General features: G+C 61.1%; 23 protein-coding genes and 1 pseudogene. 19 read left to right on the forward strand and 5 right to left on the reverse strand.

Annotated features, from left to right (window positions below; genetic code table 11):
* Positions 1-99: 99 nt before the first annotated feature.
* From NFS22_RS17265 to NFS22_RS17270, 4 genes and pseudogenes are all read right to left on the reverse strand, one after another.
* A complete protein-coding gene (locus NFS22_RS17265; protein ID WP_251318947.1) occupies positions 100-549 on the reverse strand; it encodes an IS5 family transposase in 450 nt (149 codons plus the stop codon).
* A 91-nt stretch (positions 550-640) separates the two neighbouring features.
* Positions 641-754: pseudogene (locus NFS22_RS24145) on the reverse strand (transposase); the annotation flags it as partial.
* A 219-nt stretch (positions 755-973) separates the two neighbouring features.
* On the reverse strand, positions 974-1,108 hold the full coding sequence (locus NFS22_RS23785; protein ID WP_277614843.1) for a hypothetical protein: 135 nt from the start codon (positions 1,106-1,108) through the stop codon (positions 974-976).
* A 33-nt stretch (positions 1,109-1,141) separates the two neighbouring features.
* Entirely contained in the window at positions 1,142-2,062 is a 921-nt protein-coding gene (locus NFS22_RS17270) for a sugar phosphate isomerase/epimerase family protein (protein ID WP_251318985.1), read from the reverse strand.
* Positions 2,063-2,303: 241 nt separating this feature from the next.
* Between NFS22_RS17270 and NFS22_RS17275 the strand changes: the two genes are divergently transcribed.
* From NFS22_RS17275 to NFS22_RS17305, 7 genes are all read left to right on the forward strand, one after another.
* Positions 2,304-3,326: a LacI family DNA-binding transcriptional regulator gene (locus tag NFS22_RS17275; protein WP_251318948.1), complete on the forward strand. Its 1,023-nt coding sequence runs from the start codon at positions 2,304-2,306 to the stop codon at positions 3,324-3,326.
* Between the two features lie 18 nt (positions 3,327-3,344).
* Positions 3,345-4,382 (forward strand): Gfo/Idh/MocA family protein, encoded by a 1,038-nt coding sequence (locus NFS22_RS17280; protein ID WP_251318949.1) that lies wholly within the window; start codon positions 3,345-3,347, stop codon positions 4,380-4,382.
* Positions 4,383-4,445: 63 nt separating this feature from the next.
* Entirely contained in the window at positions 4,446-5,612 is a 1,167-nt protein-coding gene (locus tag NFS22_RS17285; RefSeq protein WP_251318950.1) for a sugar ABC transporter substrate-binding protein, read from the forward strand.
* Between the two features lie 154 nt (positions 5,613-5,766).
* A complete protein-coding gene (locus NFS22_RS17290) occupies positions 5,767-7,266 on the forward strand; it encodes a sugar ABC transporter ATP-binding protein (RefSeq protein WP_251318951.1) in 1,500 nt (499 codons plus the stop codon).
* The gene (locus tag NFS22_RS17295) at positions 7,263-8,345 is read left to right on the forward strand and encodes an ABC transporter permease (protein ID WP_251318952.1); all 1,083 of its coding nucleotides are present in this window, start codon (positions 7,263-7,265) and stop codon (positions 8,343-8,345) included. Before NFS22_RS17290 ends, NFS22_RS17295 begins: the two co-directional genes overlap by 4 nt.
* Before the next feature lie 12 nt (positions 8,346-8,357).
* The gene (locus NFS22_RS17300) at positions 8,358-9,389 is read left to right on the forward strand and encodes a Gfo/Idh/MocA family oxidoreductase (protein ID WP_251318953.1); all 1,032 of its coding nucleotides are present in this window, start codon (positions 8,358-8,360) and stop codon (positions 9,387-9,389) included.
* Complete coding sequence (locus NFS22_RS17305; RefSeq protein WP_251318954.1) at positions 9,382-10,368, forward strand: Gfo/Idh/MocA family protein; 987 nt, start codon at positions 9,382-9,384, stop codon at positions 10,366-10,368. The genes NFS22_RS17300 and NFS22_RS17305 overlap by 8 nt, the downstream gene beginning before the upstream one ends.
* A gap of 103 nt (positions 10,369-10,471) precedes the next feature.
* On the opposite strand, the gene NFS22_RS17310 is transcribed toward NFS22_RS17305, so the two are convergent.
* A complete protein-coding gene (locus NFS22_RS17310) occupies positions 10,472-10,744 on the reverse strand; it encodes a hypothetical protein (protein ID WP_251318955.1) in 273 nt (90 codons plus the stop codon).
* A gap of 106 nt (positions 10,745-10,850) precedes the next feature.
* Between NFS22_RS17310 and NFS22_RS17315 the strand changes: the two genes are divergently transcribed.
* From NFS22_RS17315 to fabG, 12 genes are all read left to right on the forward strand, one after another.
* Complete coding sequence (locus tag NFS22_RS17315; protein ID WP_338147997.1) at positions 10,851-11,051, forward strand: helix-turn-helix domain-containing protein; 201 nt, start codon at positions 10,851-10,853, stop codon at positions 11,049-11,051.
* Between the two features lie 5 nt (positions 11,052-11,056).
* Entirely contained in the window at positions 11,057-11,704 is a 648-nt protein-coding gene (locus NFS22_RS17320; RefSeq protein ID WP_251318957.1) for a YigZ family protein, read from the forward strand.
* Positions 11,705-12,010: 306 nt separating this feature from the next.
* Entirely contained in the window at positions 12,011-12,247 is a 237-nt protein-coding gene (acpP, locus tag NFS22_RS17325) for an acyl carrier protein (protein WP_338147992.1), read from the forward strand.
* A gap of 19 nt (positions 12,248-12,266) precedes the next feature.
* Positions 12,267-12,686: an acetyl-CoA carboxylase biotin carboxyl carrier protein gene (locus tag NFS22_RS17330; RefSeq protein WP_251318958.1), complete on the forward strand. Its 420-nt coding sequence runs from the start codon at positions 12,267-12,269 to the stop codon at positions 12,684-12,686.
* 4 nt (positions 12,687-12,690) lie between these two features.
* Positions 12,691-14,082, forward strand: a complete 1,392-nt coding sequence (accC, locus tag NFS22_RS17335) for an acetyl-CoA carboxylase biotin carboxylase subunit (protein WP_251318959.1) — start codon at positions 12,691-12,693, stop codon at positions 14,080-14,082.
* The gene (gene accD / locus NFS22_RS17340; RefSeq protein WP_251318960.1) at positions 14,079-14,933 is read left to right on the forward strand and encodes an acetyl-CoA carboxylase, carboxyltransferase subunit beta; all 855 of its coding nucleotides are present in this window, start codon (positions 14,079-14,081) and stop codon (positions 14,931-14,933) included. The genes accC and accD overlap by 4 nt, the downstream gene beginning before the upstream one ends.
* Positions 14,930-15,754, forward strand: a complete 825-nt coding sequence (locus NFS22_RS17345; RefSeq protein ID WP_251318961.1) for an acetyl-CoA carboxylase carboxyltransferase subunit alpha — start codon at positions 14,930-14,932, stop codon at positions 15,752-15,754. The genes accD and NFS22_RS17345 overlap by 4 nt, the downstream gene beginning before the upstream one ends.
* A complete protein-coding gene (locus NFS22_RS17350; RefSeq protein ID WP_251318962.1) occupies positions 15,751-16,692 on the forward strand; it encodes a beta-ketoacyl-ACP synthase III in 942 nt (313 codons plus the stop codon). The genes NFS22_RS17345 and NFS22_RS17350 overlap by 4 nt, the downstream gene beginning before the upstream one ends.
* 12 nt (positions 16,693-16,704) lie before the next feature.
* Positions 16,705-17,640 carry a nitronate monooxygenase gene (locus NFS22_RS17355; RefSeq protein WP_251318963.1) on the forward strand — a complete coding sequence of 312 codons (936 nt, stop codon included), beginning with the start codon at positions 16,705-16,707 and terminating at the stop codon, positions 17,638-17,640.
* Positions 17,631-18,710 carry an NAD(P)H-dependent flavin oxidoreductase gene (locus tag NFS22_RS17360; protein WP_251318964.1) on the forward strand — a complete coding sequence of 360 codons (1,080 nt, stop codon included), beginning with the start codon at positions 17,631-17,633 and terminating at the stop codon, positions 18,708-18,710. The genes NFS22_RS17355 and NFS22_RS17360 overlap by 10 nt, the downstream gene beginning before the upstream one ends.
* Entirely contained in the window at positions 18,707-19,642 is a 936-nt protein-coding gene (gene fabD / locus NFS22_RS17365; protein WP_251318965.1) for an ACP S-malonyltransferase, read from the forward strand. Before NFS22_RS17360 ends, fabD begins: the two co-directional genes overlap by 4 nt.
* Positions 19,639-20,382, forward strand: a complete 744-nt coding sequence (fabG, locus tag NFS22_RS17370; RefSeq protein WP_251318966.1) for a 3-oxoacyl-[acyl-carrier-protein] reductase — start codon at positions 19,639-19,641, stop codon at positions 20,380-20,382. The genes fabD and fabG overlap by 4 nt, the downstream gene beginning before the upstream one ends.
* Positions 20,383-20,386 lie beyond the last annotated feature (4 nt).

Here is a 20,386-nt window from a genome sequence, read left to right on the forward strand (position 1 = left end):
GATTTTCCTCTGATGACGCCAGGTGCAAACTCAGAAAACTATACCCTATCATCTTCTAATTCCTAACTTGGTAGAGTGCTAGAGCCTGTTTTAAAACTATCAGAGTAACCAAACGAGGGAGCAAGCAAGGGTGACGACCGCATGAAAATAGAGGGCCTTCTTCTCATATCTGGTGGCAAAACGGCGGTTGTTTTTGAGCTTGAGGAACAGCTTCTCCACAAGATGGCGCTCCTTGTAAGTATGCCAGTCTGTAGGCCTGGGACGCTTTGCGTTGACACGGCTGGGAACAACCACAATCCCGCCCCGTTCTTCCACCCAGCGAACAAACTTGTCGCTGTCATAACCTTTATCGGCCAGAATCAGCTTACCTCTCAGGTCAAACGGTTCCAGCAGGGCCTGTGCCATGCAGATGTCATTGCAATTCCCGCTGGAGAGCAAAAAACGCAATGGATTCCCAAGCCCATCCGTTACCGCATGGACTTTCGTTGTCAGGCCTCCTCTGCTCCGTCCGGTTTCTTCGTGGTATCCCCTTTTTAGCCCCGCTGGCATGCTGGTGAACTTTGACCGTTGTGCTGTCCAGCATCAGCGTCGTTTCGTCCACCAGGTCCTGCTCAATCAGGGCTGAAAGAATCCGTTCCCATACACCAGCCTTCGTCCACGCACGAAACTGGCTGTATACGCTTTGCCACGGTCCGAACCGCTCTGGTAAATCTCGCCATGGAATCCCAGTATTCAGCCAGTAACAGGATTGCATTAAGCATCTCTCGATTGCTTTTCCCTGGCCGACCTACTTGCGATTTCCTTTCCGGTGGAAACAAGGTCTTGATTCTATTCCATTATTTTTCATTTATTTCATGTCGTTTTATGTAGCAAAGGATTTGGCCGGAATTTCTTTTTGGTTATCATGTAGTAGCACTGCCGGATGCTGTCCGGGTCTGTTCGTCCGTTTTCCGCCGCCAGGGAGAGAGTCTCCTCACACAGAGGCATTGACGTCCCGCACGATCTCGTCCAGCAGCCGCAGGGCCCCCTTCCGTTCCCGTCCTCTGGATTGAGCAAGCAGCTTCTGCCACTGCTGGGACAGCTGCTTGAAAAAGCGGGTATGCTCCACACAGGGGACGCCTCCTTTTTGTGCTCATACGCCTCAAATAATAAAATTGTCCAGATACCGCTTAGAGAGCTGGATGGACTTGAGAATGTCCTCCCGGCTGCCCTCAAAGGCCTTGTCCTCCACTTCAATCACGGCGTCGCCGCTGTAGCGGATGTCGTTGAGGGCGGAGACAAACCGGCCCCAGTCCACATCGCCCAAACCAGGGAGCTTGGGGGACATATAGTCCAGGGGGTAGGCCATGGTGCCGCACTCGGCCAGCTTCTCCGGGTAGAGCTTGATGTCCTTGAAATGGACATGGAACAGCCGGTCTTTAAAGTCGTAAATGGTTTTGATATAGTCCATCCCCTGCCAAACATAGTGGCTGGGATCAAAGTTCAGCCCGAAATTAGGGGAGGGAATCAGTTCAAACAGCCTGCGGTAGATCACCGGGGAGCGCATCAGATTCTGGCCATTGGGCCACTGGTCCGGGCCAAAGAGCATGGGGCAGTTCTCAATGGCGATCTTCACGCCCTGCTCCTCCGCCAGGCGGATGATGGGGGGCCAGATCTCCTGGAACAGCGCAATGTTCTCCTCCACCGTCTTGTACTGGTCACAGCCGATAAAGGTGGTCACCATGTTTACGCCCAGCCTGGCCGAGGTCTTAATCAGCGCCTTCAGATGGTTGATGGCCGCCTCTCTCTTCTCCAGGTCCGGGTCCATGGTGTTGGGGTAGTAGGCCAGGGAGGAGATGTGCATCTCCTTATTGGCTATACAGTCCAGCACATGCTGGGCATAGGCACCGTCCTCCAGCACCCGCTCCGCGTCGATATGGGACACGCCGGCATACCGGCGCTCCGCCTTGCCGGCGGGCCAGCAGGCCACCTCAAGACACTGGAAGCCCAGCCCGGCGGCAATGTCCACAGCCTCCTCATAGGACCAGCCGTCCAAAATAGCGGTCAGCAGACCGAATTGAATCATGGGACCACGCTCCTTTTTCTCATTTTGTGTTTTCAGCCTAAATGGAAATGGAACTTTTGTCAAGTGAAATTATTAGATTCGTCAAAGCACACAAATTTCAGCCTGAAATTTGCCAAAGCATACAAATTTACAAAACTGCACAAAAGATATTTGACATCCAGGGGGGTAAACTGTTATCATAGACATATCAGGAAAATGTAATGGATTACATTTTGCAGGCAGACGGAGGCGGTTCACTATGGTTACCATCGAGCAGGTCGCCCAGCGGGCCGGGGTCTCGGTGGCCACGGTGTCCCGGACCCTGAACAACAGCCCGGCGGTCAAGCCCGCCACCGCCCAGCGGGTGCGGGAGGCCATTGAGGCGCTGCGCTATGTGCCCAACCAGTCGGCCCGGAACCTGCGGCGCAACGAGAGCCGGGTGATTCTGGCCTTGGCTCCCAACTTCTCCAACCCCTACTACTCCCACATCCTCACCGGCATCGGAGACCGGGCCTGGGAGCTGGAATACAGCGTGCTCATCTGCAACACCCTGGGCCACGCCAACGGTGAGCGGCACTTTCTCAAAATGCTGGAGAGCCACCGGGCGGACGGCGCTATCCTTCTGGGCTGCTGTCAGGATTACGACTGGCTGGGCCGCTTTGCCGAGGGCTTCCCCATTGTCCAGTGCTGCGAATACGTCCCCGGCCTTGAGTGCCCCTCGGTGTCGATCGATAACTACGGGGCCGCGCTGGAGATGGTGACCTATCTCCAAAATCTCGGCCATGAGCGCATTGCCATGCTGGGGGCGGACAACCAGTACATCTCTACCCGGCTGCGCCGGGAGGGCTACCTGGACGCCATGGCCCAGGCGGGGCTGGCCGTCTCCCAAAGCTGGTACGCGCAGGCCGACGCCGTCTACTCCTTCGCCTCCGGACAGGAGGCCGCCCGGGCCCTTCTGGCTGTGGAACCACGGCCTACAGCCATCTTTTGTATCTCTGACATTCTGGCCCTCAGCGCCATTTCGGCGGCCCAGGAGCTGGGGCTGAATGTCCCCGGCGACCTGACAGTCACCGGCTTTGATGATGTGGACTACACCGCCATGGTCCACCCCTACCTGACCACCGTGGCTCAGCCCTGTCACGAAATGGGCCGGCGGAGCGTGGAGCTCATCCTGAATGGACTCCAGTGCGGAAAGGGTGCCCTTGCCGACCACGCTTTTGTCCCCCACCAGCTGGTGGAGCGGGAATCGGCGGCGGTATTGAATCCAACCGTGATGATTTAAATAAAAGGAGAGATAATTATGCTCAATATTGGTGTATTAGGCTGCGGTAAGATCGCTCAGGTCAGGCACATCCCGGAGTACGCCGCCAATCAGGGCGCGAAACTGACCGGCTTCTTCGACATGGACGCCCAGCGGACCGGGGAGATCGCCGCCAAGTATAACGGCAAGGCCTATTCCTCCGCCCAGGAACTGCTGGCCGACCCCGACATTGAAGGGGTGTCCGTCTGTGTGGCCAACCACGCCCACGCGGAGCTGGCTATTGCCGCCCTCCAGGCGGGCAAGCATGTGCTGTGCGAAAAGCCCATGGCCGTCACCCTGGCCGAATGCGAGGCCATGCTGGCCGAGGCGGACAAGGCCGGAAAACGGCTGCTCATTGGCCAGAACCAGCGGCTGGCCAAGGCCCATGTCAAGGCCAAGGAACTGCTGGAGGCGGGGGAGATCGGCAAGGTGGTCACCTTCCGCACCACCTTTGGCCACGGCGGGCCGGAAACCTGGTCCATCACTCCGGGGAACAACACCTGGTTTTTTGACAAAAAGCGGGCCGCCATGGGGGCTATGGCCGATCTGGGCATCCACAAGACCGACATGCTGCGCTACATCCTGGGCCAGGACATTGTCCGCACCACCGCCCGGCTGCTCACCCTGGACAAGCGGGGGGCGGACGGCCAGTTCATTGGCGTAGACGACAACGCCATCTGCATCTACGAAACCTCAGGCGGCGCCTTTGGCACCATGACGGCCAGCTGGACCCACTACGGGATGGAGGACAACTCCACCATCCTCTACGGCACCCAGGGCATCATGCGCATCTATGACGACCCTGTTCACACCATCACGGTCATCTCCCAAAAGGGGGAGGTTACCCATTACGACTTGGAGAAGATCCAGACCAACGACGACCAGACAGCCTCCGGCGTGATCGACGAGTTTGTGGAGGCGGTGTCCCAAAACCGGCCCAGCGTGCTGGACGCCGGCGACGTGATTCGATCCATGAAGGCGGTTTTCGCCTCCATCCGCTCCTCCGAGGAGGGGCGTCCCGTGGAGGTGGAGCTGTAACCACTTTGGATAATAGCCGCACACTGCGGTTGTTATAAAACTATATTTTATGGAGGAAGAACAATGAAAAAGATCGTAGCACTCGCGCTGACACTTGCTATGTCCCTGTCGCTGACGGCCTGCGGCAGCGGCGGACAGACCAGCGCCAACAAGAGCAGCGGCTCCGGACAGCCCGCCGTGTCCACTCCCGCTCCCGCTGGCAACAACGGCAAGAACACCGTCTATGTGCTGGGCCCCACCCCTGACCACGGCTGGACCGCCCAGGCCGGCGCCTATGCCCAGGCCAAGTGTGACGAGATCACCGCTGCCGGCCAGTATAAGGCTACCTACATCCCCGCCTCCTCCGGTGAGGAGCAGGTGGACCACTGCCAGACCATTATCGCCAACGATGACGCCGCCCTGGTTGTCATGATGGCCCTGGACGACTCCGCCCAGGCCGGCCAGGAGGCCCTGTACGCCGAGGGCATCCCCTTCATCTCCTTCGACCGCATCATTGAGGCCACCGAGAAGTACGCCATCCTCAACGCCTCCGGCGACAACTGGCAGTGCGGCGCAGGTATCGCCTACTGGCTCCAGAAGAACGGCATGCAGCCCGGCGACACCGTGGTGGTGCTCTACGGCGACAACGGTACCGTCTGCTCCCGCCGCCAGGAAGGCTTTGAGCAGTTCCTGAAGGGCGAGGTGGAGTATCAGGACGCCCAGACCGGCAGCTACAAGACCACTGAGACCTGGACCCAGGAGCAGCTGGACGCCGTCTTCAACGGCTACACCGTGGTGTGCAACTGGTCTGCCGACGGTGCCTACAGCTACATCGAGCAGAAGTTTGATGAGATCGTGGCCGCCGCCAAGGCCAACAACGGCAAGCTGTACATCTACTCCATGGACGACGAGATGACCTTCGGCGTGCTCAACTACCTGGAGGCCGGCGCTTCCGCCGCCACCCTGGCCGACTTGGAGGCCATGGATGTGTACATCTCCGCCATTGGCGGCATGCAGGAGCTCTACGACGTGATGGCCGGCGCCGACGACCAGTCCGCCCTGGCCAAGCAGTACTTTGACGACATGATGTCCATGTATTTCAGCCCCAAGATGATGCAGGACATCATCGAGAAGGGCCTGGAGTACCTCGGCGGCAACTGGAATTATGAGGTTGGCTCCGGCGAGTATCAGCCCGTGTGGATCGTGGATGCCAACAACGTCAGCCAGTTCGAGGGCTTCCAGGGCCACTGAATCCCTGAAAACCCAGCCAACATAAGCAACCTATGGAGCGGATGCGGGGTTCGCCCCGCGTCCGCTCCTTGATATCATCATCCTGTAGGGGCCGCCTGTCCAACAGCGGGACACCGGGGCGGCACCCCCTGCAAACACAACAAGGAGACTGCGTATGACTATCCTTGAAATGAACCATGTGTCAAAGGCATTTGGCGGCTCCCAGGCCCTGTCTGACATCCACCTGAGCGTGGAGGCGGGAGAAATCCACGCCCTGCTGGGGGAAAACGGGGCCGGTAAATCCACCCTGATGAACATTCTCACCGGCGTGATTCCGGCGGATACCGGAACCATCACCTTTGACGGCAGAGATTACCCCACCCCCACCATCCAGCAGATGGAGGCGGCGGGCATCGCCTTTGTCCACCAGGAGCTGAACGTCATCAATGACCTGACTGTGGCTGACAACATCTTTTTGTGCCGGGAGCTGACCCGGTTCGGCCTGCTGCGGCAGAAGGAGCAGGTGGCCAGGGCCCGGCAATTATTTGTGGACCTGGGGGTGGATATCGACCCCACCGCCATGGTGTCTGAACTGAAAACCAGCGAAAAGCAGCTGCTGGAGATTTGCCGCGCCCTCTATGTAGACGCCAAGCTCCTCATTCTGGACGAGCCCACCACGGCTTTGTCTAACAACGAAATCGACCACCTGTTTGGTATTTTACGAAAGCTGAAAGCACAGGGGAAATCCTTCATCTTCATTTCGCACAAGATGCCCGAGATTTTTGCCATTGCCGACCGGTATACAGTACTGCGAAACGGAGAGTTCATTTCCTCCGGATATATAAAGGACACCGACCCCCACGCCATCACCTCCGCCATGGTGGGCAGCCAGTATGTGGACGAGGATGTCTACCTCCCCCGTAAGCTGGGGGACACCATTCTGGAACTGAAGGGCTATACCGGCCAGGGCTTTGCCGGTATCAACCTGGAGGTAAAGCGGGGGGAAATTGTGGCCTTCACCGGCCTGGCCGGCTGCGGGGCCAGCGAGCTGATGCAGACCATGTTCGGCGCCCTCCCCGCCGAGGGGGGCTCCATGCGGGTCAACGGCAAAAACATGGACGGCAGCATTGTCCGGTTTATGAAAAACGGCGTGGCCATGCTCCCCGCCAACCGGAAGGAGAACTCGGTGGTGCCTGATATGAGTATTCTGGAGAACTTCTATCTGGCTGAGCACGAGCTGTCCGGAAGGCAGCCCTTCATCAAGGGAAAGGATGAGGCCGGCCGTTACGCCGCCCAGAAGGAGAGCCTGCGCATCAAGGCGGGTGACAGCTCTGACAGCATTCTGTCCTTGTCCGGCGGCAACCAGCAGAAGGTCTTTCTGGCCCGATGGCTGAATATCGGGGCCGACGTGCTTCTCTTTGACAACCCCACCCAGGGGGTGGACGTGGGAGCCAAAGAGGAAATCTACCGCCTGATCCTTAGCTTTGCCCAGGCAGGCAAGACCGTTATCATCAACACCCTGGAGATCCCCGAGATTCAAAAGGTGGCTGATCGCTGCGTTGTGTTCTATGAGGGACATATTGTCAAGACCTTCCAACACGCCGAGGTAAACGAGCGGGACGTTATGCTCTACTCCACCAACGCGGTTGAGACCAGTGAGGAGGCAAAATCATGAATCAGAAAAAAGGCTTCGGCGGGACGCTGGGACGGGTCTGGTCCCAATACAGCTTTATCTTTGTGCTGTTCATCATCATGATCGGCTACGCATTTACCATCAGCTCCAACGGCAACGCCTTTAAGTGGAGCCATATCGCCGCCATCCTCTCCAGCCAGAACACCGTGATTGTGGGCACTATCGCCCTGGGTATGGCCTTTGTCATCATCACCGGGCAGATCGACCTGTCGGTGGGCTCTCAGCTGGTGCTGTGTACCGGCGTGACCATTATCGTGTTCAACACCACAAACTCCATCCTGCTCATGGCGCTGGCCGCCGTGATTACCGGCGCGCTGTGCGGGGCGGTGAACGGCCTGCTGGTGGGCTTTGGCAAAATGCCCCCCTTTGTGGTCACTCTGGGCACCATGCTCATCTACCGCTCCCTCACATTGTCGGTGGTGCGGAAGATTGACCCGGCTATCAGCGGCTCCTCCTCCAGCCAGTTCGCCATGCTCAGCTCCAACAGCAAGTATGAGTTCCTGCGCATGAAATTCGGCACCGGCAAGCTGGCCTTCGGCGGCTTTTCCATCCCCTACATCACCTTTGTCTTTTTGCTGATGGCCATTTTGTTTATCGTCATCTCCAAAAAGACCAAGTACGGCAAGACCATCTACGCCGTGGGCTCCAACGAGAAGAGCGCCCGGCTGGCGGGCATCAACGTTACCTGGGTGAAGATTTCCGTCTTTATCCTCACCGGTATCTGCGTGGGGGTGGCCAGCATGCTCCAGGCCTGCAAAATCGGCAACGTCACCCCCGCCTCCTCCGGTGTCAGCTACGAGATGTACGCCATTGCCTCGGTGGTGCTGGCCGGCGTGAGCATGGCGGGCGGTAAGGGCAACATGGTAGGCGTGATCTTCGGCGCTCTGTCCTACACCACCATCAACTTTATCATTGTATCCATCCCCGGCCTCAGCGTGGATATTCAGGACACCTTCCAGGGCCTGGTGCTCATTGTGGTCATCCTCATCCAGACGGTGGGCCCGGTGATTAAAGAGAACCTCCAGCGGGCCAGAAAGCGCCGCTTGGCGGAGAAGGCGTAAGGAGGCGGAACCATGCTTACCGTCGCCTATATCGGCTTTGGTGTCAGTGTACGGGAGTACCACATCCCCTACGTGGAGCATCGGGAGGATATCCGGGTGAAATACGTCTTCCGCCGGAAGGAGGACGCCCCTCAGTTCGCCGAATACGAGCCCTTTTACCCGGAGCTCACCTTTACGGACGACCTGGACCGGGTCCTGACAGACCCCCAGGTGAACCTGGTGGTGGTCAACACCCCGGACCGGTTCCACGTCCCCTACGCCAGGCAGATTCTCAATGCCGGCAAGCACGCTCTGGTGGAAAAGCCCTTTGCCCCCACGGCGGCTCAGGCCCGGGAGGTCTTTGCCCTGGCCAGGGAGAAGGGGCTGGTCTGCATGCCCAACCAGAACCGCCGGTTTGACGCTGACTTCCTGGCCGTCAAGGAGGTGGTCCAGAGCGGCAAGCTGGGCCAGCTGGTTCGGCTGGAGAGCCACTACGACTATTTCCGCCCCAACGGCTGGTACGACCACCTGGGTACCTTGTACAACCTGGCCGTCCACCAGATTGACCAGATTGTCAGCCTGCTGGGTATGCCGGAGCGCACACACTTTGACGTGCGCTCCATCCACCACCCGGGCGCGGGGGACGACTATTACGACCTGGAGTTCTTCTATGGAAACTGCAAGGCTTCGGTCAACACCAGCATGTGCGTTCAGATCGACTACCCCCGCTTTACCCTCCACGGCACCAACGGCTCCTTTACCCTGCCCCCGGTGATCCACAACTCGGGAAAGGCCAAGGCGGTGGGGCGGCATACCGTCAGCACCGCCATGGCCCCGGAGGACCGGTGGGGCACCCTGGTTTACCGGGACGGATCGGGCAATCCGGTTACCGAAAGGGTCCCTGTGGGCTGCGCCCACTATGAGCGGATCTATGACAGCCTTATCAACGCCATTGAACAAGGCGGCGAGAAGTGCGTCCGGGACGAGGAGGTTGTCCGGGTTCTGGAAATTCTGGAGGAGGCCACCGCGGTGGCCCAATCCCACGGAGGGAATGGAAATGAATGAAGTCAGGCTGGCCACCATCGGCTCAGGTGCCATTGTTCACAGCATTCTGGACGGCGCGGCGCGGACAGAGGGCATCCGCCTGGAGGCAGTATATTCCCGCAGAGAGGAGACCGGCAGGCAGCTGGCAGACCGGTACGGCGCACAGAAGGTTTTTACCGATTTAGACGCCCTGCTGGCGGACAGCCAGGTCAACACGGTGTATATCGCCTCCCCCAACCTGCTGCACTACCAACAGACCAGACAGGCCCTGCTGGCGGGCAAGCATGTCATCTGTGAAAAACCCTTCTGCACCCGGGGAGAGCAGGTCCGGGAGCTGGCCGGACTGGCGAAGGAGCGGCGGCTGTTCCTGGTAGAGGCGGTCCCCACCACATTTTTGCCCAATTATCGGATTTTGCAGGAAAATCTGCCCAAAATCGGCCCGGTCAAGCTGGTGCTGGGCAACTACACCCAGTACAGCGCCCGGTATGACAGGCTGCGGGCGGGGGAGGTCTGCAACGTCTTCAACCCCGCCTTTGCCGGGGGCTGCCTGATGGATATCAACTACTACAACGTCTATCTCACCGCCGCCCTCTTCGGGCCGCCGGAGGCAGCGGTTTACCGGCCCAACCTGTTTGAAAACGGCATTGACACCTCCGGCATTATGGAGATGGATTACCCCGGTTTCCGGGCCTCCCTGGCCGGGGCGAAGGACGCCCGGGGCGTCAGCTACTATCAGATTGAGGGGGAACAGGGCTTCCTCTATGTCAAGGACGGCAGCAATGGCCTGGCGGAGGTGCGGGTGGCCGCCGGAGGGCGGGACGAGACCTTCAACCTCCAGCCCGACCCCGACCGCTGGTTTTACGAGATACAGGGCCTCATCCCCCTGCTGCTGACCGGTGACTATGCAGGGGTGTACAGCCGCCTGGATATCACCCGGACCACCGTTGAAGTGGTGGAACAGGCCAGGCAAAAGGCCGGCCTGCTGTTTCCCTCCGTTTGACAGCTGCACCGTCCTGGCGCAGCCACCAGATTTTCTGCCATCTGCAGGGGCGGCCTTTGGCTGCCCGCAGAACCGAATGGGCCTGCCTGTAACAGGCGGGCGGCTACAGGCCGTCCCTACGATTGGATGGCAGCAATTTTGAAGCTTGCTGCAGGTCCGGGTCCAGCCTCCTTTTCAGGTTGTGCAGATCCAGCGCGTGCTGGGACAGATAGCCGCACAGGCGGCGGGATACAAGGGGAACATAATCCGCTCTGTCAATGTGGCTGAAGTCCTCGCCGCTGATGAGATACATTGACAGCGCATCCAGAAGAACTGTGACTTCCATGATATCCTGACAGGTTTCTTCAAAGTCCTCCAGCCAATAAGTCTCTCTCATTTTAATCACCTCACTGCTATTTTACTATTATTTGATAGTAAAATTAACACTATCATTTGATAGTAAGTATAATAGCTTTGAGGTGGTTTTTGTGCATTTTCCCAGAATGCTGGACCTGCGGCAGGACTCTGATAAAAGTCAGAAAGAAATTGCGGCGCTGTTAGGAATCGACCAGCGAACATATAGCAACTATGAAACCGGGAAACGAGAAATTCCGGTGCATCTCTTAATTGTATTGGCAGATTTTTACGGAACAACGATAGATTATATTGTAGGTCGGGATGTTCGGCCGCGCAGATTGAGGTGACTTCCATGACAGAGTATTACATCCCCACCGCCCACAGCGAGACGGAGCTGGTGGAGAAACGTTCCCGGTTTATCGGCCAGGTGTGGCGGGTTTCCTCCGAGGAGGAGGCCCGCGCCCGCATTGAGGAGACCAAAAAAAAGCACTACGACGCCCGCCACAACTGCTGGTGCTACCGCCTGCGCCAGGGTGGTGTGGAGCGCTACTCTGACGACGGCGAGCCCCAGGGCACCGCCGGCCAGCCCATGCTCAACGTCTTCCAGCGGGAGGAGGTCACCGACGTGGTCTGCGTAGTCACCCGTTACTTCGGCGGCGTTCTCCTGGGCGCCGGCGGCCTGGTCCGGGCCTATACCCAGTCCGCCAAGGACGCCCTGGACGCCTCCGGTATCTCAGTGGTCCGCCGCTGGGTGGCCCTGGAGGTCCCCTGCACCTATGCCCAGTTTGAGTCTATGCGCCGCGAGGTGTCCGCCTTCGGCGGCGTTGTGGAGCATACAGACTATGGCGCGGATGTGGTCCTCTCCGCCCTCCTCCCCGAGGAGCGGGCCCAGGATTTCACCGCCCACATCCTGGACCTCACCGCCGGAGGGGTGGAGGCCCTGGAAGCCGGAGAACAGCTGAAAGATGTCCCCTGGCGGGAGCCGGTGAGAAAAATTTGACCACTCTTAATCAGCGCTTCAATGCCGTTAAGCTTTGATTTTTCAAGGCTTGGCGGTATTTTTTTGCCGCCGCACCCAGGGGCAAACCCCTCAGTGTTGATGATTTTACCCGACAAACAGGGGAACAAACCGGGCCGTGTATTGTAAAAAACAGAGAAAATCTATGGACGGGAAAATTTCCCTTGACATTGGGGCGGGATTCCATATAATAAACTTCAAGTATTTTAGTTAAAAATTTTTAGATAAAATACTTGAGAATTATGCCGCCGCCGGCATACCAAAATTTTGAAAGGACGGTAGATTGAAATGGAAATCACCTTCGAGAATGTACGTGACATTATTGTGGACACCCTGAGCTGCAACGTGGAGGACGTCAAGCTGGACACCAACCTGATTGAGGACCTGGAGGCCGATTCCCTGGAGATTGTGGAGCTGTCCATGGCCCTTCAGGAGAGCCTGGGCGTGGGCATCGAGGACGAGGACCTGGAGAAAATCCACACAGTTCAGGACATTCTGAACTACATCAAGAGCAAAAGGGCCTGAGCAGGCTGGGAGGCCGCATATGGAATTGAAGGAGTTATATGGCCTGATGGACCGTTTTGCCGCCTCCGGGCTGACGGCGCTGGAGTGGGAGAAGGATGGGGAGCGGGTGGCTCTTCGCCGGGAGCAGACGGTGGTATCAGCCGCCGGTCCGGTCCTGTCCGCCCCGCCGGCCCCCGCTCCCCAGGAGGCGTGGGAGGAGGGGGAGGCGGTCACCGCCCCTCTGGTGGGGGTGTTTTACGCCGCCCCCGCTCCGGAGGAGCCCCCCTATGTCACCCCCGGAGCCCATGTGAAGAAGGGTGATACCCTGTGTCTCATCGAGGCCATGAAGATGATGAGCGAGGTCCCCGCTCCCGCCGACTGCGTGGTGGAGGAGGTCCTGGTTCAGGACGGCGAGGCGGTGGGGGTAGGTGCTCCCCTGTTCCGCATCCGGAGGACGTGAGACCATGTTGAAGCGTGTATTGATCGCCAACCGGGGGGAAATCGCCCTGCGGATCATCCGGGCCTGCCGGGAGCTGGATGTGGAGACGGTGGCCGTCTGGTCCCAGGCTGACGAGAGCGCCCTCCACGCCCAGTTGGCCACCCGCTCTTTGTGTATCGGCCCGGCCAAAGCGGCGGACAGCTACCTCAATCAGGAGGCCATCCTGTCCGCCGCCCTGGCCACCGGCTGCGACGCTGTCCACCCCGGCTACGGTTTTCTGTCGGAAAACCCGGACTTCGCCGACCGGTGTGTCCAGGCGGGCCTGAAGTTTATCGGCCCCCCGGGAGAGGTCATCCGAAAGCTGGGCAGCAAGGCCGCCGCCCGGACTTTGGCCCAAGGCGCCGGAGTGCCGGTGGTTCCCGGCTCTGACGGGCCGGTGAAAAATGCCCGTCAGGCCAGGACTTTGGCGGAACAGGTGGGCTATCCTGTGCTGCTGAAGGCCTCCGCCGGCGGCGGGGGCCGGGGCATGCGCCAGGTGGACTCCGGCCAGGAGCTGGAGCTCCGCTTTAAAGAGGCCCAGGCCGAGGCTGTGGCCTGCTTTGGGGACGGGGAGATGTATCTGGAGAAATTGATCCTCAACCCCCGGCACATTGAGTTCCAGATTATGGCGGACACCCAGGGCCATGTGGTCCACCTGGGGGAGCGGGACTGCTCCATCCAGCGCCGCCGCCAGAAGCTGGTGGAGGAATCCCCCTCCCGGGCCCTCACCCCCCGGCTGCGGGAGGAGATGGGCCGGGCCGCCGTGGCGGCCGCCCAGGCGGCGGGTTATGTGGGCGCGGGGACGGTGGAATTCGTTCTGGCTCCCGACGGCCAATTCTATTTTATCGAGATGAATACCCGCATCCAGGTGGAGCACCCGGTCACCGAACTGGTCACAGGCGTTGACCTGGTGAAGGAACAGCTTCGGGTGGCCGCCGGCCTCCCTCTGTCCTTCCAGCAGGAGGATATTAAGGTGAGCGGCCACGCTATCGAGTGCCGCATCAACGCCGAGGACCCGGAGCGGGATTTTATGCCCTGTCCGGGGACTACCACCTTTTTACACCTGCCCGGCGGGCCGGGCGTGCGGGTGGATACCGCCCTGTACACCGGGTATGAGGTCCCCCCCTACTACGACTCTCTGGCCGCCAAGGTGCTCACCCACGCCCCCACCCGGCTGGAGGCCATCCGCCGGATGCGCCGGGCGCTGGAGGAGCTGATTATTGAAGGCTACCCCACAAACGCCCCCCTGGCCCACCTGATTATGCACGACCGGGCCTTTGTTCAAGGCCAGTATGACACCGGGTTTCTGGAGCAAAACCTGGACCGGCTGCTGGAGCTGGCCCGGACCTGTGACCGCCTGATGGAGGGAGAGCCATGAATCGAACATTTTCCCGCCGCCGGGACCGGCTGCTGGTCTACCAGACCATGCGGGAGGGGAAGATTACCTCCTCCCGCCGGACCAAGTGCCCCTCCTGCGGGACGGAGAGCGCCAATCTGGAGTGGGACCGGGCCCAGCAGGTCTGTCCCAGGTGCGGGTTTCACGCGCCCATTGACGCCTACTACCGCCTGTCCAATATTCTGGACCCCGGCTCCTTTCAGGAGCTGGAGGAGAAGGTATCCCCCGCTGACCCTCTGTCCTTCCCCGGCTACCCCGCCAAGCTGGCCAGGCTGGAGGAGGAGACCGGCCTGAAGGACGGGGCGGTGGCCGCTCTGGGCAAAATTGAGGGCCGGAAGGCGGTCTTCGCCGTGCTGGACAGCCACTTTCTTATGGGCAGCATGGGCACGGCGGTGGGGGAGAAAATCACCCGGGCCGCCGAGTACGCCGCCCGAAAGCGTCTTCCCCTTGTCATCTTCTCCGCCAGCGGCGGGGCCCGAATGCAGGAGGGGATTTTTTCCCTGATGCAGATGGTCAAAACCGCCGCCGCCATCCAGCGGTTCCAGAGCCGGGGCGGGCTTTACATCTCCTGCTTTACTCACCCCACCACCGGCGGGGTGACGGCCAGCTTCGCCTCCCTGGGGGACATCATGCTGTCTGAGCCCGAGGCACTCATCGGCTTTGCTGGCCCTCGGGTGATTGAGCAGACCATCAAGGAACAGCTGCCTGAGGGCTTTCAGCGGGCGGAATATCTGCTGGACCACGGCTTTCTGGACCGGATTGTTCCCCGGAGCGAATGGAGGACCGTCCTGTCCCAGCTGCTGGCCCTCCACGAGAAGGGGGGACGTACATGAGCCGCTATACACCGGAAGAAAAGGTAAAAATTGCCCGCCATCCGGAGCGTCCCGGAACGGCGGACTTTATCGCCGCCCTGTTTACCGACTTTTTTGAACAGCGCGGCGACCGCCTGTGCGGCGAGGACGCCAGCATTCTGGGCGGTATCGCCCGCTTCCACGGCCGGCCTGTCACCGTTATTGGCCACCGGAAGGGGAAAAACCTGGAGGAAAACCTCCGCTGCAACTTTGGCATGCCCTCCCCCGAGGGCTATCGCAAGGCCCAGCGGCTGATGAAGCAGGCGGAAAAATTCGGCCGGCCCATCATCACCTTTGTGGACACGCCGGGGGCCTACCCCGGCAAGGAGGCGGAGGAGCGGGGCCAGGGCGAGGCCATTGCCCAGTGTCTTGCTCTGATGAGCGCCCTGGAGGTCCCTGTCATCTCCGTCATCACCGGGGAGGGAAACAGCGGCGGGGCCCTGGCTCTCGCTGTGGCCAACCGGGTGCTCATGCTGGAGCACGCGGTGTACTCAGTGCTGTCCCCGGAGGGCTTTGCCTCCATTTTATGGAAGGACGCCGGACGGGCAGAGGAGGCCTGCAAGGTGATGAAGCTCACCGCCCAAGATCTGCGCCGGGGCGGGATTGTCCAGGGCGTGCTGCGGGAGCCGGAGGAGGGCGCCCACACCGACTGGGACGCTATGTTCCGCACGGTGGACGCCGCCCTCAGGAAGGAGCTGGCCGCTCTGGACCGGATGAAGGGTTCCGCCCTGGCCCAGCAGAGATACGATATGTTCCGCGCCATGGGACAAGGCTTGCCCCCCGCGGAGAAGGAGGAGCCATGAGCGCGCCCCAGATTTTAGCCACCGGACGGTGCCTTCCGGACCGGGTGGTGACCAATGAGGAACTGAGCAAAGCGGTGGACACCAGCGACGAGTGGGTATTCAGCCGCACCGGGATACACAGCCGCCATTTTTGCACCACCGAGACCGGCCTGGACCTGGCTGTCAACGCGGCCCGCCAGGCCATGGACCGGGCGAGGGTCACAGCGGCGGAGATTGGGGTGTGTCTGGTGGGGACATTTACCCCCGACCACGCCAGCCCCTCCACCGCCTGCCTGCTCCAGCGGGAGCTGGGGCTGATGGAGAACACCATTTGCTTTGACCTGAACGCCGCCTGCGCCGGGTTTTTGTACGGCCTGCACACCGCCCACGCCCTGTTGGCCGACGCCCCCCGCCCCTATGCTCTGGTGGTGGGAGCGGAGGTCATCAGCCGGGTGATGGACCACACCAACCGCAACACCTGCGTCCTCTTTGGGGACGGGGCGGGGGCGGCGGTGGTCAGCCGGGAGGAGGGGCGCAGCTGGCACACCGTCTTCGGCTCCCGGGGGGACCGGTCCAGCATCCGGGTCCAGGGGCCGGGACCGGTCCCCTCCGCTATCCACATGGACGGCAAGGCGGTGTTCCGCTTCGCCGTGGAGGTGGTGGAGCAGTCTATCCGCCAGCTGCTGGAGAAGGAGGGGCTGTCCTCCGTCAACGACCTGGACCTGGTGGTCTGCCACCAGGCCAACGCCCGGATCGTTGACCACGTAGCCAAAAAGCTGAAGGCCCGGGAGGGCCTGTTCTATAAAAATATGGACCGCTACGGCAACACCTCCGCCGCCAGTATCCCCATTGCCCTAGACGAACTGGTCCAGAGCGGGGTGCTGCGCCCCGGAATGCGGGTGCTGACGGTGGGCTTCGGCGGCGGCCTGACCTGGGCCGGGGCGCTGCTGGAGTGGTAAAGGAGAGATACTATGAAGCTCAATGAAATTCTGGGGACCGAGTTCCCCATTATCCAGGGCGGCATGGCCAATATCGCCACCGGTGAGTTTGCCGCCGCCGTGTCCAACGCCGGCGCCCTGGGACTGATCGGCGCCGGGGGAATGACCGCGGATATGCTCCGGGAGCACATCCGCACCTGCAAGTCCCTCACAGACAAACCCTTTGGCGTGAACATCATGCTCATGAACCCCGCCGCCGCCCAGATGGCCCAGGTGGTCATTGAGGAGGGCGTGAAGGTGGTTACCACCGGCGCCGGGGTACCCGGACAGTTTGTCCCGGCCTGGAAAGAGGCGGGGATCAAGGTCTTCCCCGTAGTCCCGGCCACCACCATGGTCAAGCGGCTGGAACCGCTGGGGGTGGATGGCTTTATCGCTGAGGGCACTGAGTCGGGCGGCCATGTGGGTGAGCTGACCACTATGGCCCTGGTGCCCCAGGTCTGTGAGGCCACCAGCCTGCCTGTCATTGCCGCCGGCGGTATCGCCTCGGGCCGTCAGCTGGCCGCCGCCTTCGCCCTGGGGGCCTGCGGCGCACAGGTAGGCACCTGCCTGCTGGTCAGTGAGGAGTGCCCCATTCACGACAACTACAAGCAGGCCGTTTTAAAGGCCAAGGACAGCGACACCACTGTGACAGGCCGCTCTGTCAACGCGCCCGTCCGCATTTTAAAGAACCAGATGTCCCGGGAGTATTTAAAGCAGGAGCGGGCCGGGGCCAGCCGGGAGGAGCTGGAGAAATTCACTCTGGGCTCCCTGCGCCGGGCGGTTTTTGAGGGCGACACCAAAACCGGCTCGCTGATGTGCGGCCAGACGGCGGGACTGCTCCACCAGATCCGCCCCCTGCGGACCATCTTTGAGGAGCTGATGGGGGACAGCCGGAGTGTACTGGCAGAAATGGAGGCAAAATGGCGGTAACGCTTGGAGGTAAAACCCTTTCTCTGCCCATCCTTCAGGGGGGTATGGGCATTGGCATCAGCCTGGACCGTCTGGCCGGAGCGGTGGCCGCCAAAGGCGGCATGGGGACTATCTCCACCGCCGCCTGCGGCTTTTTAGAGCCCGACTACAGACAGGACCACCAGCGGGCCAACCTGCGGGCTTTAGACCGCCAGGTCCGCCGGGCCAAGGAACTGGCCCGGGGAGCGGGGCTGGTGGCAGTAAATGCTATGGTAGCCACTGCCCAGTATGCTGACAGCGTCCGCACCGCCCTTCGGGCAGGGGTGGACGCGGTGGTCAGTGGAGCAGGACTGCCCCTCCAGCTGCCTGTTATTGCCGCTCAGGTCCCGGACAGTACCGCTGCCCTGGCTCCTATTGTCAGCAGCGGCCGGGCCGCCGCCCTGATCTGCAAGGCCTGGGACAAGCGCTGCGCCCGGGTCCCCGACTTTGTGGTGCTGGAGGGCCCTCTGGCGGGCGGTCACCTGGGTTTTTCCCCTGAGCAGGCCCAGGCGGGCCGGCCCGACGTCTTGGAAAGGCTGCTTCATGAGGTGCGGGAGGCCTTGGCCCCCTTCCGGGAAAAGTACCGCCGGGATATCCCGGTCTTTGTAGCCGGAGGGGTGGAAAATGGAGGCCAAATGGCCCGGCTGATGAAGCAGGGGGCCGCTGGAGCACAGTTCGCCACCCAGTTTATCGCCACAGAGGAATGTGACGCCACCCAGGACTATAAGGATGCCCTCATCCGGGCCCGTTGTGAGGATGCGGTGATTGTAAAAAGCCCGGTGGGGATGCCGGGCAGGGCCCTACGCAGTCCCCTGGTGCGCCGGGTGGAGGCGGGTGTTCAGCCCGGGCCGGAGGGCTGTATCGGTTGTCTGGTTCCCTGCAAAAAGCTGAACTCCCCCTACTGCATCTCCCAAGCCCTCATCGCCGCCTGGCATGGAGACTGGGAAAATGGTCTGTTCTTCTGCGGGGCCAATGTGGGCCAGGTGGACGCCATGTCCACGGTGGAAAAGCAGATGGACCAAATTATAAAGGAATGGAGGGCGGCACAATGAAGCTGGCCTTTGTATATGCCGGACAGGGCAGTCAGAAGGTGGGCATGGGAGCGGATTTTTACAAGGAATTCCCCGCCTTTGCCAACATTTTTGACCATGCCCCGGTGGATTTTGACCTGAAGGAACTGTGCTTTGAGGGCCCGGAGGAGAAGCTGTCCCAGACCCGGTACACCCAGCCCTGCATGGCAGCCTTCGCCGTGGGGGTGACCGATCTGCTGTATCAGGCGGGCATCCGTCCCCAAGCAGCTGCGGGGCTGTCTCTGGGGGAGTACTCGGCGCTGTACGCCGCCGGAGTGTTCAGCCAGGGGACAACCATCTCAACAGTGGCCTTTCGGGGCCGGGCCATGGAGGAGGCCGCCGCCGGGCTGGACTGCTCCATGACTGCCGTGCTGGGGCTGGACCGTGAGCAGCTCCAGACCGCCTGCAGCCGGGCGGCGGAGCTGGGAGTGGTTCAGATCTGCAACTACAACTGTCCCGGCCAGCTGGTTATCGGCGGGGAGAGGGCGGCGGTGGACCGGGCCGGGGAGCTGGCCAGGGAGCTGGGCGCCAAGCGGTGCATGCCCTTAAAGGTGAGCGGCCCCTTCCACACCCGCCTGATGAAGCCCGCCGGGGACGCCTTGGCTGCCCGCTTCCGGTCTCTGGACTTCGGCCCCATGTCTATCCCCGTCTACTTCAACTGCAAGGGCGGGCCTATGGAGGCGGAGGACACCATCCCCGCCCTGCTGGAACGCCAGGTTCAGTCCTCCGTCTACTGGGAGGACACTGTCCGCCGGATGGAGGCTGACGGCATTGACACTGCGGTGGAAATCGGGCCGGGCAAAACCCTGTGCGGCTTCTTTAAAAAGACGGCCCCGGCCATCAAGACCTATCACATCGACACAGCGGCGGACTTCCACAGTGTGGTATCCGCTTTGAAAGGAGATCATCCATGAGCATGGAGGGAAATGTAGCCCTGGTCACCGGCGGCAGCCGGGGAATCGGCCGGGCTGTCTGCCTGGAGCTGGCCCGGAGAGGGGTGTCTATCGCTGTCAACTACGGGGGCAGCAGCCAGGCGGCGGAGGAGACAGCGCAGCTGTGCCGCGATCTGGGGGTGGAGGCGGAGGTCTTTCAGACTGATGTGGCCAGCCCCGCCGCCTGCGAGGCTCTGGTGGCGGCGGTGAAGGAGCGCTTTGGGCGGCTGGACATTCTGGTCAACAACGCCGGCATCAGCCGGGACGGCCTGCTCATGACCGCCAAAACGGAGGATTTTGACAACACCCTGGATACCAACCTGAAAGGCGCCTACTTCTGCACCAAGGCGGCTTCCAAGGTGATGGTGCGCCAGAAATACGGGCGGATTATCTGCCTGTCCAGCGTGGTAGGCCTGCGGGGCAATCCGGGCCAGACCGCCTACGCCGCCAGCAAGGCGGGCCTGCTGGGCCTGACCAAGGCGGCCGCCAAAGAGCTGGCCGGGCGGGATATCACCGTCAACGCGGTGGCCCCCGGCTACATCCAAACCGACATGACCGCCGTTTTGCCCGACAAGGCCAAAGAGGCCATGCTGGGGACCATTCCCAAGGGCCGTCCCGGTACACCCGAGGAGGTAGCCCGGGCGGTGGCCTTCTTTGCCGCCCCCGAGTCCGCCTACATCACCGGCCAGGTGCTGTGCGTGGACGGCGGCATGGCTGTTTAATGAG

The organism is Flintibacter muris (genome assembly GCF_943192995.1).
Taxonomy (GTDB): Bacteria; Bacillota; Clostridia; order Oscillospirales; family Oscillospiraceae; genus Lawsonibacter; species Lawsonibacter muris.